The organism is Pseudomonas sp. AC463 (assembly GCF_979253585.1).
Map to the genome: position 1 here is coordinate 60,574 of NZ_CEEDDZ010000003.1, position 13,116 is coordinate 73,689.

Consider the following 13,116-nt stretch of genomic DNA (forward strand, 5'->3'; position numbering starts at 1 on the left):
GCCGCAGATTGATCAAATATTAACCTTGGGTTAAATCGCCATACCCGCCGGGGTCTTGCAAAGTTATCCACAGAGATACCCACGGTTTTCGTGGACAACTCTTTTTATTTTTTTACGATTTTTTTGCTCAAGAAACGCTTTCAGGAAATGTCCCAGGCAACAAAATCTCATGATTCACATCGCGTATATCGTTATAGCCACAGAGCGCCATCGACACGTCCAGCTCACGGGCAATGATCTCGAGTGCCTTGGTCACGCCCGCCTCACCCATCGCCCCCAAACCATACAAATGCGGCCGACCGATCATGGTGCCCTTGGCACCCAGCGCCATGGCCTTGAGCACGTCTTGCCCTGAGCGAATGCCGCCGTCCAGCCACACTTCAATGCGCTCCCCCACAGCCGCCACAATCGCCGGCAGTTGGCTGATGCTCGACGGCGCACCATCGAGCTGGCGTCCACCGTGGTTACTCACCACCAACGCATCGGCACCGGCATTCGCCGCCAGGCGCGCGTCTTCCACATCCAGAATGCCCTTGATGATCAGCTTGCCGCCCCAGCACTTCTTGATCCACTCCACATCGTCCCAACTCAGGCGGGGGTCGAATTGCTGGGCGGTCCATGACGACAGCGAACCCATGTCCGCCACGCCCTTCACGTGCCCGACGATATTGCCAAAGCCATGGCGCTTGGTGCCGAGCATGCCCATCACCCAGCGCGGTTTGGTGGCCATGTTGAGGATATTCGGCAGGGTCAGCCGGGGCGGCGCCGACAAGCCGTTGATCAAGTCCTTGTGGCGTTGCCCGAGGATTTGCAGGTCCAGGGTCAGCACCAGCGCATCCACGCCGGCGGCCTTGGCCCGCTCGATCAATTGCTCGACAAAGGCGCGGTCGCGCATCACATACAGCTGGAACCAGAACGGCTGGCCGACGTGTTCGGCGATGTCCTCCAGGGAGCAGATGCTCATGGTCGACAAGGTGTAACGCAGGCCAAACTTCGCGGCGGCGCGGGCGGTGAGAATCTCGCCGTCGGCATGCTGCATACCCGCCAGGCCGGTGGGTGCCAGGGCGACCGGCATGGCCATGTCCTGGCCAATCATGGTGGCGCGGATCGAGCGCTCGTCGATATTGCGCGCCACCCGCTGGCGGAATTTGATCCGGGCAAAATCGCTTTCATTCGCCCGGTAGGTGCTCTCAGTCCAGGACCCGGAATCGGCGTAGTCGTAAAACATCCGAGGGACACGTTTTTGCGCCAGCTTGCGTAAATCTTCGATGGTTGTAATCAACGACATCTAGGTCACCTCTCCCTGAACTGAGCACAGACTGAATTGAACAAAGAGAGTAACCGCCCATCGGCGGCGCAACCAGCCATTGCGTTTACAGGAGCAGGCGACTAATCTCGCACAAACCCGCAAAAAAGCGCACAAACATGCAAAACACCCATCACGCCATCGACCTGCCCTCGTTGCGCAAACAGAAGATTCTGTTGCTGCTGGAGCGTGACGGCAAAGTCACCGCCGCCGACCTGGTGGAGCACTTTGCCGTGTCCCAGGACACCATCCGCCGCGACCTCGGCGAACTTGCCGCCGCAGGCCTTTTGCAGCGCGTGCACGGCGGCGCCCTGCCCCGGCCCAAGGACACCGGCAAAGACTTTTTCACCCGTGTCGGTGAAACCAACGATGCCAAGCGCCGCCTCGCGAAACTGGCGGCCGACCGTGTGGAGGATGGCCAGATTGTGCTGTTCGACTCCGGCTCCACCACGCTGCAGATTGCCCAGTCGCTGCCGCGCTCGATCCGCCTCACGGTCGTCACGCCGTCACCGATGATTGCCATCGCCCTGGCCGATCATCCCGATGTAAAAGTGATCCTCGCCGGAGGCCAACTCAACCCCGCAACCCTCTCCACCAGCGGCCATGAAGCCGTGCGTCTGATCCAGAGCATCAAGGCCGACCTGCTGTTTACCGGCGTGTGCGCACTGCATCCGCAGGTGGGCATCAGCTCGCTGCATTTTGATGAAGTGGCGGTCAAGCAAGCCTTGCTCGACAGCGCCTCCCAGGTCGTCGCCGTGACCATGGCGGACAAGCTCGGAGCGGTGGAGCCGTTTGTGGTGGCGCCATGCAACCGCATCCACACGTTAATCACCGAATGGCATGTGCCGAGTGTCGAGGCGTATGAACAGCTAGGGCTGGAAGTGCTGCGGGTGGAGGTCGAGTAGGAACAGCCGCGCAATCAAAACAGCACGTCGACCGCATCGCGCATAAAAATCTCGATGGTCTTGGGCCCCACACCGTCGAATTGCGCAAGGCGTTTTTCGAAGGCCTGGCGGTCGGCGCTGGCGCTGCGTATCTGCGTGATCTTGCCGGCATATTCGGCGCTCAATTTGGCGCTCAGGTCCAACAGACGTTGTGCGGTGGTCTCGTCATAGCGCACGTAATGGGCACGCCCGAGCATCGCCACCAACTCGCGCGAGGTGCAGTGCTGCAACTTGCGGGCGGTGTCGCGACCCTGTTCTTCGACGATCACCTTGTACGCCTGCGCGGCAATAGGCGCCTGGATGCGCTTGCCCATCAGGAAGCTGGCGATAAACCACTTGAACAGGCTGCTGTCATCGTCGGGCTTGAGTTCAATGCCCAACTCTGCAGCACTGATGGCGCGGGCCATAGATCCTCCTTGGTAGATGCTGAACGTATCCAGCAGAGCCACGGGCTGTTTCGATAGTTCAACAAAAATGCCGATGTAAACCGCTCAGCCAATAGGCACAAATTAATTTAAACCTTTGCCCATTGCCCTTGATCAACTCTCCACATCAACCACCAGGAGACACTCGATCATGAGCGCACAACTCAACGGCAAGAACATCCTGATCATCACCTCCAACACCGGCATCGAGCGCGACGAGTTGCTCAAGCCGCTGGAAGCCCTGCGCAGTTTTGGCGCCACCGTAACCCACGCTTCCAGCAAGGGCGGCACCACCCAAACCTTTGTCGGCGACACCGAGAAGGACCAGACCGTAGAGTCCGACGTGCAACTGTCCGACGTGGCAAGCAGCGACTTTGACGCCCTGGTCATTCCCGGCGGTACCGTCAACGCTGACACCCTGCGCCAGGATGCAGCCGCATTGCGGTTGATCAACGACTTCGTCAAGGCTGGCAAAACCGTGGCGGCGATCTGCCACGGCCCATGGGCCCTGATCGACGCTGGCGTGATCAAGGGCAAGACGCTGACCTCCTACAAAAGCGTACGCATCGACCTGGAAAATGCCGGCGCCGCGGCCTGGGTGGATGCGCAGGTCAAGGAATGCAAGGCCAACGGCTGGACCTTGATCACCTCACGCACACCGGATGACTTGCCGGCGTTCAATGACGCGATTGCCCAGGCTGTTGCCGGTTAAGCTTCGGCCATAAACGCAAACAGGCGCCCAAGGGCGCCTGTTTTTTTGCGAAAAAATCTTAGCTTTTACGATGCTCCGGCATCTCGCGCTTGGGCCCGAACATGGCCCACGCAATCAAACCTAACAACGGCACGAAAATCAGAATCACCAGCCACAACCCCTTGGTCTCCCAGCCACTGGTGCTGCGCAAAACGGTGTTGATCGCCCACAGCTCCAAGAGCAGCAGAATCACGGCCAACGCGATCCAGATATAGTTTATTTCCATGGTCCACCTCCTGAGGTCTACGTATTAGGTCAAGCGATGGCCGTGAGGGTTCCATCCAATTTTCAACCGGCTGGGATCGGGTGCGGCGTAATGCAACGCCGATAGCGCCGGACCATGCAAGCTGCACGACCGCCAGCGCAGCACCACTGCGCCAAGCCATTGATGTAACGCAAAATTTTTCGACCGATCAAGTTGGTACAACTGATGCAAGACCTTACCCAAGAGGCGCGCACTTCGACCCGCCCGACTGCTACCCGTGAGGTTTCATCATGAATGCCATTGACCTTCTCAAGGCCGACCATGAACGCGTCAAAGCGCTGCTCACGCAACTGAGCGAATCCACCGAACGCGGCGTAAAGAAACGCACCGAATTGCTGGCCAAGCTTGAGATGGAAATCAGCCTGCATACCAAACTTGAGGAAGAGATTCTCTACCCGGCCTTCCGCAAAGCCGGCGGCAAGGAACAAGACATCATGTACCACGAAGCCAAGGAAGAGCATCGCACTGTCGACTCCCTGGTGCTGCCCGACTTGAAGCAGACCCAGCCTTCGACCACCGAGTTTTCCGGGCGCGTGAAAGTGGTCAAGGAACTGCTGGAGCACCATATCGAAGAAGAGGAAACCGAGATGTTCCCTCAGGCCAAAAAGCTGCTGGGCAAGGACGCTTTGGAAGAACTCGGCGCGCAGATGGAAGCCATGAAAGCGGCCCACAAGAAAGCCACGGCGAGCAAGCCGCTGGCTGCGTGAATACCCTCCGCCGGATTTGCCCGGCGTTGCTAAATAGGCTTGATTGAAACACCACCGGAGCCCGGTCAGCCGGGTTTCGGTTTCGTTCAACGCCGCTGCTCACAGCAGCAAGGGGATTACGTCATGAAGACCAACATGTCCCACCGTTTTTTGCTTGTCGTCGGTTTGTCAGCCCTGCTGGCCAACCCAGCCTTCGCCGCGTTTGGCGACGACACCAGCCCGCCACCCAGCTCGCTGAGCGACAACGCTGCGGGCTCTGCACTGCCGCCAGGCACCTACCCCAGCAGCCCTGCCGACAGCGACAAAAAAGCCGAGACGCCGCCCAAGGAAAAAGCCGCGTCGGGCACCCAGCCTCAACAGAAGCAGCCCGCAAGCAAGGCGCCGAAAAAGCCGGCACCGCGCTCCGGCAGTTGAGTCACCTCACGGCACTGGCCTCCACCCACTGAACTCACCCTGAGCACCCAGCGCGCTCCAGGTGAAGCCCTCGTCGGCCAACGGCAGTTCCTGAGGCTGCGCAAGGCGCAATGGGTGTTCCTTCCAATCGAACACCCGCGAACCTCGCCAGGCCAGGACAATTCCCTGCGCCTGGCTATCGTCGGTGCTGACCCATCGCGCCGCGGCAGCCGCCATGAATGCTTCGATCGGCTCGTGGTCAATCTGCGTGCGGTAGGTGCAGCCCAGCAGCCAGCGACACACATTCAGGTGATAGGTCCAATCCTGCGCCGGCTGGTTACGATAGGCCCAGGTCATAAAACTGCGGAACAGGTTCAACCCTTCCGGCGGGTCGAGCTTGAGCAGCGCCGGGCAGATGTCGAACAACGCGTGCCAATACGGCAACAGCCGTGCATCCAGGCGCACGAAGCAGCGGGAGTTACTCGGGTAGTCAATTCGCGCAGGTTCCGCGCGCAGGCGACGCGACGCCTTGCTGACCAGGCGGCTGGCGCCGGCAGGCAATACAGGGTTCATGAAACGCACTCACAGTCATGACGATAGAACGCCTCCTGGTCACAGGAGGCCCAAGGCACACGTCAGAAAGCGGGAGAGGCGCGGGGGTTGGCCGAGGGCCAGGAGTAACGCGGCGGCGCCTTGTTGCGCCGTTCATGGGCCGGGCGTGGGGTTTGCCCGAGGCCCAACAGCCAGGCGAGGCCGATCAGGAACACCAGCGCGACGCTGACGGCGTTGCACACCGGGCAGGCAAAGTAGTTCGAGATGTTGCTGGAGGTCGGGCTGCCCAACCCTTTGTCGGAAAGTGGCGCCTGCTTGCCGTCCACCGAACAGAACGCGCCGCCGATCCCGTTGAGCTGCTGGCCCATCATCTGGCCATGGCCCAAACCGCACACGAACAGGTTCATCAGCACGCAGAAGTACAGGGTCCAGACGATCAGCGAACGGTCGGGGTGGCTCAGTTTCATGGCGGCGACTCTACCACCAGAGCCGCAAAAGGTTGAAGCACTGCGCGCCCCTGTGGCAGAACGTCGCAGATTACGTGCCGTAGCCAGGGTTGGTAGACTGGCGCCCTCCTCGTTTACTCCTTTTCAAAGCCTGCCGAGTTGATGTTGCGCAACGCAGGCGTTTCACAGGATGCACAGTTGATGAGTACGTTATTCACCCGCCGCAAGGTCCTGACCGGCATGAGCCTGTTGGGTCTGGGCCTGCTGGCCGGTTGTGACAACAGCCCCAAGTTGAACTTCAAGTACGGCAAGGACTTGAGCGACAAGATCATGGGCCGCACTTTCAAGCTCAAGAACACCGAGGGCGATACCGTCACGCTCAGCTCCTACCGTGGCCTGATGCCGGTGGTGTTCTTCGGCTTCACCCAGTGCCCGGCTGTGTGCCCCACCACCCTGGCGCGCGCCGCCCAGGCCAAGAAGCTGATGGGCCGCGACGGCGAGATCATGCAGGTGATCTTTATCACCCTCGACCCGGAACGCGACACGCCGGAGATTCTCGACAAGTACGTCAAGGCCTTCGACCCCAGCTTCGAAGCGCTGTACGGCACCCCGGAAGAAATCGCCGTGGCCGCCAAGGAATTCGGGATCTTTTATGAAAAGATCCCCGCCGGCGACACCTACACCCTGTCCCACACCGCCACCAGTTTTGTCTTCGACACCCGTGGCAACCTGCGCCTGGGCCTGCAGGCGTCCCTTAACGCTAAAGAGTGCGCAGAAGACCTGCTCACCGTCATGGAGGTCTGCTGATGACTGCCGTTCAAACCCTCAAGCGCACCCTGATCGGCCTCGGCCTGCTGGGCCTCGCCGCACACGCCAGTGCCCAGGTGCAAGTGACCGACGCATGGGTACGCGCCTCGGTGCCGGGCCAGCCGTCCAGCGGCGCATTCATGACTGTCACCGCCGACAGCGACAGCAAGCTGCTGAGCGTGGCCTCGCCGGTCGCCAAGGACGTGCAGATCCATGAAATGAGCATGAAAGACGACGTGATGCGCATGGGCCCGGTCGACGCGGTGGCCTTGCCCGCCGGCAAAGCGGTAAAGCTCGACCCCAACGGTTACCACGTGATGCTCATGGGCCTGACCGGCCAGATCAAGGAAGGCGACCAGGTGCCGCTGACCCTCACCGTGGAAAACGCCAAGGGTGAGAAGCAGGCCATTGAAGTCAAGGCTACCGCGCGCGGGCTGGATGGGATTGACCACAGCCACATGCACTGACTTCATATCCCAAAGCTCTGCCATCAACACTTTCTATATATTTTCAATCTGCAAACAGACCCGATAGCCTGATTGTGCCGCGCTTGTCCCAGGACAAGCGCGGCCCACAATTCCAAAAACAATCGGGTATTCCAGTGAACACATCCCCTCGCGCCTTGAAAAGCCTGCTGCACCTGGCTGTGGCCTTCGCCCTCTTCAACAGTTTCGGCGCCTATGCGGCCAACACCGGCGAGCTGCCCTGCGCCACCACCGAACAATGCGCGGCCCAGGCGGCGAAAGTCGGTGCCACACCCGACAGCGCGCAAATCGAACACAAGGCCATGGGCGATCCGACCCAAACCCAATTCGCCTGGCTCAACCGCATCAACAAAGCCTCGATCGTGATGCTCACCGAAGAAGGCATCGTCCCGCCTGCCATGGGCCAGAAGATCGCCGGCGGCGTGCGCTATGCCATTGCCCAGGCCGACCAACCCGGCGGCACGCGCCCCAGCGATGTGCTGCAACTGGAAAAAATCATGACCGACAAGATCGGTCCCGAAGCCTCGCTGATCCACTCCGGCCGCAGCCGCCAGGACATGCTCGCCACCTACCGCCTGGCCGCGCTGCGCAGCCAGGTACTGGCTTACAGCGAAGCCCTCAACGCCACGCGCCAGCGCCTGCTGAACATTGCCGACAAAAACGTCGACACCCTGGTGCCCGCCTACACCAACGGCGTGCAGGCCATGCCGATCAGCTACGCGCATTACCTGCTGGCCTTCGAAGCCGCGTTTGACCGCGATGGCCAACGCATCCGCGAACTGTACACACGCCTGAACAAGAGCCCGATGGGCACCGCCGTGCTGGCAAACTCGGCGTACCCGCTGAACCGCGAGCGCCTGGCCGAGCTGCTGGGCTTTGATGAGGTGCGCGAGAACTCGCTGGATTCGAGCCAGGTGTCGACCTACGACATCCCGATCGAAGCGGCCAACCTGGCGTCGTCCTCAGCGATCCGCGTGGGCGCGATGATTGGCGATATCCATACCCAATATCACCAGATCCGCCCGTGGCTGCTGCTGGATGAAGAAGCCACCTACACCAGCAGCGCCATGCCGCAAAAGCGCAACCCGGGCCTGCTGATGCGCGCCCGTGAAAGCGCCTCCGATGTGGTCGGCCTGGCTCAGGCCGTGACCCTGCGTGCGCACAACGTCACCACCGGCATGACCGACTACAAGTTCGCATTCGACTCACTGGGCGTGTTCCGCTCCACCAAAGAGATGTTCGAAAGCATGGACGCCGTGCTCGACGCCTTGCAGATCAACCCGCAGCGCGCCCTGGAAGAACTGGAGTCGGAATGGACCACCTCGATGGAGCTGGCCGACACCCTGGAGCGCCAATACAAAGTGCCATTCCGCATCGGCCACAGCTTTGCCTCGCTGATCGTGACCGAGGCACGCAGCAACGGCACCACGCCGAAAACCTTCGCGTACGCCGACGCACAGAAGCTGTATAGCCAGGCAGCCGACAAGTACAAGTGGACGCCGAATACCTTGCCGCTGGATGAGGCTGGCTTGCGCGCAGCGCTGTCGCCGACCACCATGGTGCTGACCCGCAAAGGCACCGGCGGCCCGCAACCGCAAGAGGTCAAGCGCATGCTGGTAGAGGCGCGCAAGACGCTGGCGGGGGATCAGCAGTGGCTCAAGGAGCGGCGTGAAAAACTGCTAAACGCTGAGGCCAACCTGGATAAGGCCTTCGACAAGCTGGCCACCAGCAAAAACTGAAATGCTATCCAAATGTGGGAGGGGGCTTGCCCACTCCCACATTGGATTTATGTTCACTTCAGATCGCCAATGCCCGCCGCAACGCTGCCCGATCAATCGACTTCTGCCACCCGCAGATCGCCAGGCACGCCACACAGTTACCCAGCACATTGGTCAGCGAGCGGCATTTCATCAAGCGTTCCACCCCCAGCAGCAACCCCACCCCTTCCAGCGGCACCAGTTGCAGGATGTTCAACGTGGCAATCAAGGTAAATAACGCCGAGCCCGCCACGCTGGTGGAGCCCAGCGATGTCACCAGGCAGATCACCAGCACCGCGAGCAGCTCCGGCACGGCAATCTCGACCCCGCCCATATGGGCCAGGAACATGATGGCGGTGGTCAGGTACAGGTTGGTCCCGGCCAGGTTGAAGGTGTAGCCGGTGGTCAGCACCAGGCGCACCAACTGACGGTCACAGCCCAGGCTTTCGAGTTTATTCACGCAGCCGGGAAGTGCCGCCACCGAGGAGCCGGTAAAGGTCACCAGTAGTAACTCTTGCTTTAAATAAATAATCAGCCGTGAGAGTTTCACACCGACCAGTCGAGTTATAAAAGCCAACACTACCACCACAAATAATGCGCTGACCAGATAAATAACCAGCACAAACTTCAATAACGGCAGTACCGAACTAACGCCATATTTACCCACTACAAACGCCATCGCCCCAAACGCCGCCAACGGGGCAAACTTCAAGATAATCCGCAACAGGTAGAACAACCCCTGTACCCCCGCCTCCAGCCAGCCCAGGCAGCGGTTGCCGAGCGTACTGCCACGGCCCAGCAACACGCCGCAGATCAGCGCGGCGCACATCACTTGCAGCACCAGGCTTTGGGTAAACACGCGGTACAGGGTCGAGGACGCCGACAACAAGGACAGCTCATGCAGGAAGCTCTCCGGCGGCAACGGTGGCGCCGGCAAGGCGCGGGGCTCCAGGTTGAACACCCAGGCGGTGGCCATGCCCAGCACCAGCGCGAAACACGACATCACCTGGAAATACACGATGATCCGCCGTACCACATGGCGGTGATGGGGCTCGCGCTTGATACCGGCGACGCCGGTGGACACCAACACAAACAACAGGAACGGCATCAATACGCCGACCACTTTTATAAAAGCGTCACTCAACACTTTCATATCAACCGCCAGGTCCGGATATACCAGCCCCAGCGTCATGCCAAGTGCGATGGCAATCAAAATAGGCAGGGTCGAATGCTGGGTGTATCGGATCGACATCGCTACTCCAGCCTGTTTTTATTTATTGTTATTGTCGCTGCGCGCCGCTTTAGGCATATTGGGCGCCACGGCCGCAACCGGGCGCAAATAATAAAGTCTTGTCACGGGATATACCACCATGGAACTTCGCCATTTACGCTATTTCATCATGGTGGCTGAAGAGCGACATTTCACCCGTGCCGCCGCGCGCCTGAACATGCAGCAACCGCCCCTCAGCCAACAGATTCGTGCACTTGAACAAGAGCTGGGCTTCGACCTGTTCAAGCGCCACCCCAAGGGCGTGGACCTGACCGCCGGTGGCCTGGTGTTTCTCGACGAAGCCCGCGTGATCCTCGCCCGCGTCGAACACGGCGCGCTCAAGGCCTCCCGCGCCGCCCAAGGCATCGAAGGCACACTGGTGATCGGCTTCACCAGCTCCGCCGCCGCCCACCCGCTGATCCCGCGGATCATCCGCGCGTACCGCGAGCGCTACCCCGGCGTGGAACTGTCGATCAACGAAGGCAGTGCGCGGGAAGTGACCGAAGACTCCATCGAAAAACGCCTAGACATCGGCATCCTCCGCGCGCCGGTCAGCACCCACCAAAGCCTCACGTTCCATCGCCTGCTCAATGAAGAAATGCTGCTGGCCCTGCCCACCGGCCATCCCCTGCTGGACGCTCCCGGCAGCTCCATCCCCCTCACGGCCCTCAAGGATGAACGCTTTATCCTCGTGCGTCGCCCCGGCGCGCCGGGCATGTACGCCAACCTGATCAAAGCCTGCCAGAACGCCGGTTTCGAAGCGAAGATCGCCTTTGAAGTCGAACGCATGCTCACCAACCTGAGCCTAGTGGCCGCCGGCGAAGGCATCTCGGTGGTGCCCGCCTCGATGCGCGATGTACACCGCGAAAGCGTGGTGTACTGCCAGATCAAAAACGCCCGGCCCAAGCTGCTGGCGCCGATCACCCTGGTGCGACGCACGTTCAATCCGTCGGCGCCGTTGCAGAATTTCATCGCCCTGGCGCGGGAGTTGAGTGGGGTGTATCGCCGGCACAGCTGATATCTCAAGGCCTTGAGTAACGCGCCCCGTCAAAACACCCCGGGTCCTCATCCAGGTACTTCTTCATCCGCCGCCACAAGGTCGTGGTGCTGATCTGCAAACGCCGGGCGGCCTCTTCACGGTTGCCGCGCACGCTGGCGAGCACTTCATGCAGCAACGCCAGTTCACTCTGGATCGGCGCGCCCGCTTCAACCGGCGCAGTGCTCGAAAGATCCTCCAGCACATCCTCCAGCCACGGCTCGTCAAACTCGCGGCCCTGGCTCATCACCGCCAGGCGCTCGACGATATTGCCCAGTTGCCGAATATTGCCCGGCCAGGCATAACCGCTCAGGCGCTGCAGCAATGCCTCCTCCGGCTCGGGCGTGACCATGGGCAGGCTGCGCAGCAGGTGGCGCACCAGCTCGGGGATGTCGGCGCGGCGTTCGCGCAGGGCCGGCAGGTGCAGCTTGAGCACGCAGATACGGTAGAAGAAGTCTTCACGAAACCGCCCCTGGGCCACCTGTTGCTCCAGGCTCTTGTTGCTGGCGGTGATGATGCGGATATCAATGGGCGTGACCTTGTCATCGCCGATGCGCACCACCTTGCGCTCCTGCAAGGTACGCAGGAGCTTGACCTGGATATCGGTGGAGGTTTCGTTGATTTCATCGAGGAAGATCGTGCCGGTGTGCGCCAGCTCGAACACCCCGGCCTTGCCCTCGTTGAGCGCGCCGGTGAAGGCGCCTTTTACATAGCCGAACAGCTCGCTCTCCAGCACACCGGGGGCAAACGCCGCGCAGTTGATCGCCACAAACGGGCCGTGTTTGCGCCGCGAGGCATTGTGGATACTCTGGGCAAACAGCTCCTTGCCGGTGCCGGTTTCGCCTTCGATCATCACCGTGCTGTCCACCGCCGCATAGGTCTGGGCCAGGCGCTTGGCCTTGGCGAGCGCGGGGCTGCTGCCGATGATCTGGTCGAAGGTTTTTTCCGCCAGGTGCTGACGCGCCAGCTGGCGGCGCATCTTGCGCTCGATGGCGGTGATTTCGGTCTGGTTTTGCAAGGTGGCGACGGCGCCGATGACCTGGTTGTCGAGGGTGATCGGCGCGATGCTCAGGGTGAGCGACAGACGCCCCAAGGTGATCAACGCCCCGCGCACCGGGCGGCCACTGCCGAGTACCTGGCCGAAATAATCCTGGGCCAGCAGGCCGTCGATGCGGTCGCCGATTTGCACGCTGCCCAGGTACGCCGTGGCCACGCTGTTCAGGTTGGTGACGGTGCGCTGGCTGTCGACGCTGAAAATACCTTCCGACACACAGTTGAGGATCGACTGGATCATCTCGTAGCGGCTTTGCAGCTCCACGCGCTTGAGCCGGCGCTCCTCCTCGATCTGCAGCAAGTGCAGCGCCTCGTCGATGGCATCAAAGGCCGCATCCGGGTCGGCCTCGGACATGATGTAGCGCATGCCCCGCGCCAGCACCGCCTCGCGCAACGACAGCCCGCCGATCGCCACTTCGATACCGTCGGCCCGCAAGCGATCCAGCTGCGCCTCGGTGGCGTGGTGGCTGCCCAGCGGGTCGATCAGGCAGATCGACACCTGCGGCATGAACGGGCGGGCCTTTTCCAGGATGGTCGCGTAGCCCTCGGAGGTGGCGAGGAAGGCCACCTTGTCCGAAACCTGCTGCGCCTTTTGATAGGCATTGATGCAGTCGAAAAACGTGTGCTTGACCTCGACGATGGGCACGCGCAACTGCTCGCGCAACACGCTGGCCGTGCGCCCGCGGCTGATGATCACGCTGACGCCGCTGTCGATCAACTGCCGCGCCTTGAGCGTGGCGTCGTGTTGCGCGGCTTCGACCACCACCAGGGTTAACCCGCGCTGCTCGAGGATGCCGTGCATCACCGACGTGAGGGTGCTGGAGGGGGAAATGACGGCGATGGTGCCTTGCATGGAAAGACCCTGTGAAGTGGCGGCGCGCATTGCATCCTATTGCATGGCGCAACAGGTTGAAATGAT

At 61.0% G+C, this 13,116-nt stretch carries 15 protein-coding genes; 8 read left to right on the forward strand and 7 right to left on the reverse strand.

What is annotated here, in order from left to right; genetic code table 11:
- Positions 1–127 precede the first annotated feature (127 nt).
- Complete coding sequence (locus AC0IYH_RS04270; protein ID WP_471833046.1) at positions 128–1,288, reverse strand: alpha-hydroxy acid oxidase; 1,161 nt, start codon at positions 1,286–1,288, stop codon at positions 128–130.
- Positions 1,289–1,425: 137 nt separating this feature from the next.
- Between AC0IYH_RS04270 and AC0IYH_RS04275 the strand changes: the two genes are divergently transcribed.
- Complete coding sequence (locus AC0IYH_RS04275) at positions 1,426–2,211, forward strand: DeoR/GlpR family DNA-binding transcription regulator (protein WP_116628880.1); 786 nt, start codon at positions 1,426–1,428, stop codon at positions 2,209–2,211.
- A gap of 14 nt (positions 2,212–2,225) precedes the next feature.
- Here the strand turns inward: AC0IYH_RS04275 and AC0IYH_RS04280 are convergent, their stop codons facing one another.
- Positions 2,226–2,657 (reverse strand): DNA methylase, encoded by a 432-nt coding sequence (locus tag AC0IYH_RS04280; protein ID WP_122771837.1) that lies wholly within the window; start codon positions 2,655–2,657, stop codon positions 2,226–2,228.
- 169 nt (positions 2,658–2,826) lie between these two features.
- Here AC0IYH_RS04280 and AC0IYH_RS04285 point away from each other — a divergent pair, with 169 nt between their 5' ends.
- Entirely contained in the window at positions 2,827–3,387 is a 561-nt protein-coding gene (locus AC0IYH_RS04285; RefSeq protein WP_116628878.1) for a type 1 glutamine amidotransferase domain-containing protein, read from the forward strand.
- A gap of 58 nt (positions 3,388–3,445) precedes the next feature.
- Here the strand turns inward: AC0IYH_RS04285 and AC0IYH_RS04290 are convergent, their stop codons facing one another.
- Positions 3,446–3,652 carry a PLD nuclease N-terminal domain-containing protein gene (locus AC0IYH_RS04290; protein ID WP_116628877.1) on the reverse strand — a complete coding sequence of 69 codons (207 nt, stop codon included), beginning with the start codon at positions 3,650–3,652 and terminating at the stop codon, positions 3,446–3,448.
- Between the two features lie 269 nt (positions 3,653–3,921).
- Here AC0IYH_RS04290 and AC0IYH_RS04295 point away from each other — a divergent pair, with 269 nt between their 5' ends.
- Positions 3,922–4,398, forward strand: a complete 477-nt coding sequence (locus AC0IYH_RS04295; RefSeq protein ID WP_122771835.1) for a hemerythrin domain-containing protein — start codon at positions 3,922–3,924, stop codon at positions 4,396–4,398.
- A gap of 135 nt (positions 4,399–4,533) precedes the next feature.
- On the forward strand, positions 4,534–4,812 hold the full coding sequence (locus tag AC0IYH_RS04300) for a hypothetical protein (RefSeq protein WP_471833047.1): 279 nt from the start codon (positions 4,534–4,536) through the stop codon (positions 4,810–4,812).
- 6 nt (positions 4,813–4,818) lie between these two features.
- Here AC0IYH_RS04300 and AC0IYH_RS04305 read toward each other — a convergent pair whose 3' ends face one another.
- Positions 4,819–5,364 carry a putative natural product biosynthesis protein gene (locus AC0IYH_RS04305; RefSeq protein ID WP_116628874.1) on the reverse strand — a complete coding sequence of 182 codons (546 nt, stop codon included), beginning with the start codon at positions 5,362–5,364 and terminating at the stop codon, positions 4,819–4,821.
- A gap of 62 nt (positions 5,365–5,426) precedes the next feature.
- The gene (locus tag AC0IYH_RS04310) at positions 5,427–5,810 is read right to left on the reverse strand and encodes a DUF2946 domain-containing protein (RefSeq protein WP_471833048.1); all 384 of its coding nucleotides are present in this window, start codon (positions 5,808–5,810) and stop codon (positions 5,427–5,429) included.
- Between the two features lie 180 nt (positions 5,811–5,990).
- Between AC0IYH_RS04310 and AC0IYH_RS04315 the strand changes: the two genes are divergently transcribed.
- From AC0IYH_RS04315 to AC0IYH_RS04325, 3 genes are all read left to right on the forward strand, one after another.
- A complete protein-coding gene (locus AC0IYH_RS04315) occupies positions 5,991–6,596 on the forward strand; it encodes an SCO family protein (protein ID WP_471833049.1) in 606 nt (201 codons plus the stop codon).
- The gene (locus AC0IYH_RS04320; protein WP_471833050.1) at positions 6,596–7,063 is read left to right on the forward strand and encodes a copper chaperone PCu(A)C; all 468 of its coding nucleotides are present in this window, start codon (positions 6,596–6,598) and stop codon (positions 7,061–7,063) included. The genes AC0IYH_RS04315 and AC0IYH_RS04320 overlap by 1 nt, the downstream gene beginning before the upstream one ends.
- Positions 7,064–7,197: 134 nt before the next feature.
- A complete protein-coding gene (locus AC0IYH_RS04325; RefSeq protein WP_471833051.1) occupies positions 7,198–8,820 on the forward strand; it encodes an argininosuccinate lyase in 1,623 nt (540 codons plus the stop codon).
- Positions 8,821–8,878: 58 nt separating this feature from the next.
- Here the strand turns inward: AC0IYH_RS04325 and AC0IYH_RS04330 are convergent, their stop codons facing one another.
- A complete protein-coding gene (locus AC0IYH_RS04330; RefSeq protein WP_471833052.1) occupies positions 8,879–10,090 on the reverse strand; it encodes a cation:dicarboxylate symporter family transporter in 1,212 nt (403 codons plus the stop codon).
- A 118-nt stretch (positions 10,091–10,208) separates the two neighbouring features.
- On the opposite strand from AC0IYH_RS04330, the gene AC0IYH_RS04335 reads away from it, so the two are divergent.
- The gene (locus AC0IYH_RS04335; protein ID WP_471833053.1) at positions 10,209–11,126 is read left to right on the forward strand and encodes a LysR family transcriptional regulator; all 918 of its coding nucleotides are present in this window, start codon (positions 10,209–10,211) and stop codon (positions 11,124–11,126) included.
- A gap of 4 nt (positions 11,127–11,130) precedes the next feature.
- Here AC0IYH_RS04335 and AC0IYH_RS04340 read toward each other — a convergent pair whose 3' ends face one another.
- Positions 11,131–13,050 (reverse strand): sigma 54-interacting transcriptional regulator, encoded by a 1,920-nt coding sequence (locus AC0IYH_RS04340; RefSeq protein ID WP_471833054.1) that lies wholly within the window; start codon positions 13,048–13,050, stop codon positions 11,131–11,133.
- Positions 13,051–13,116 lie beyond the last annotated feature (66 nt).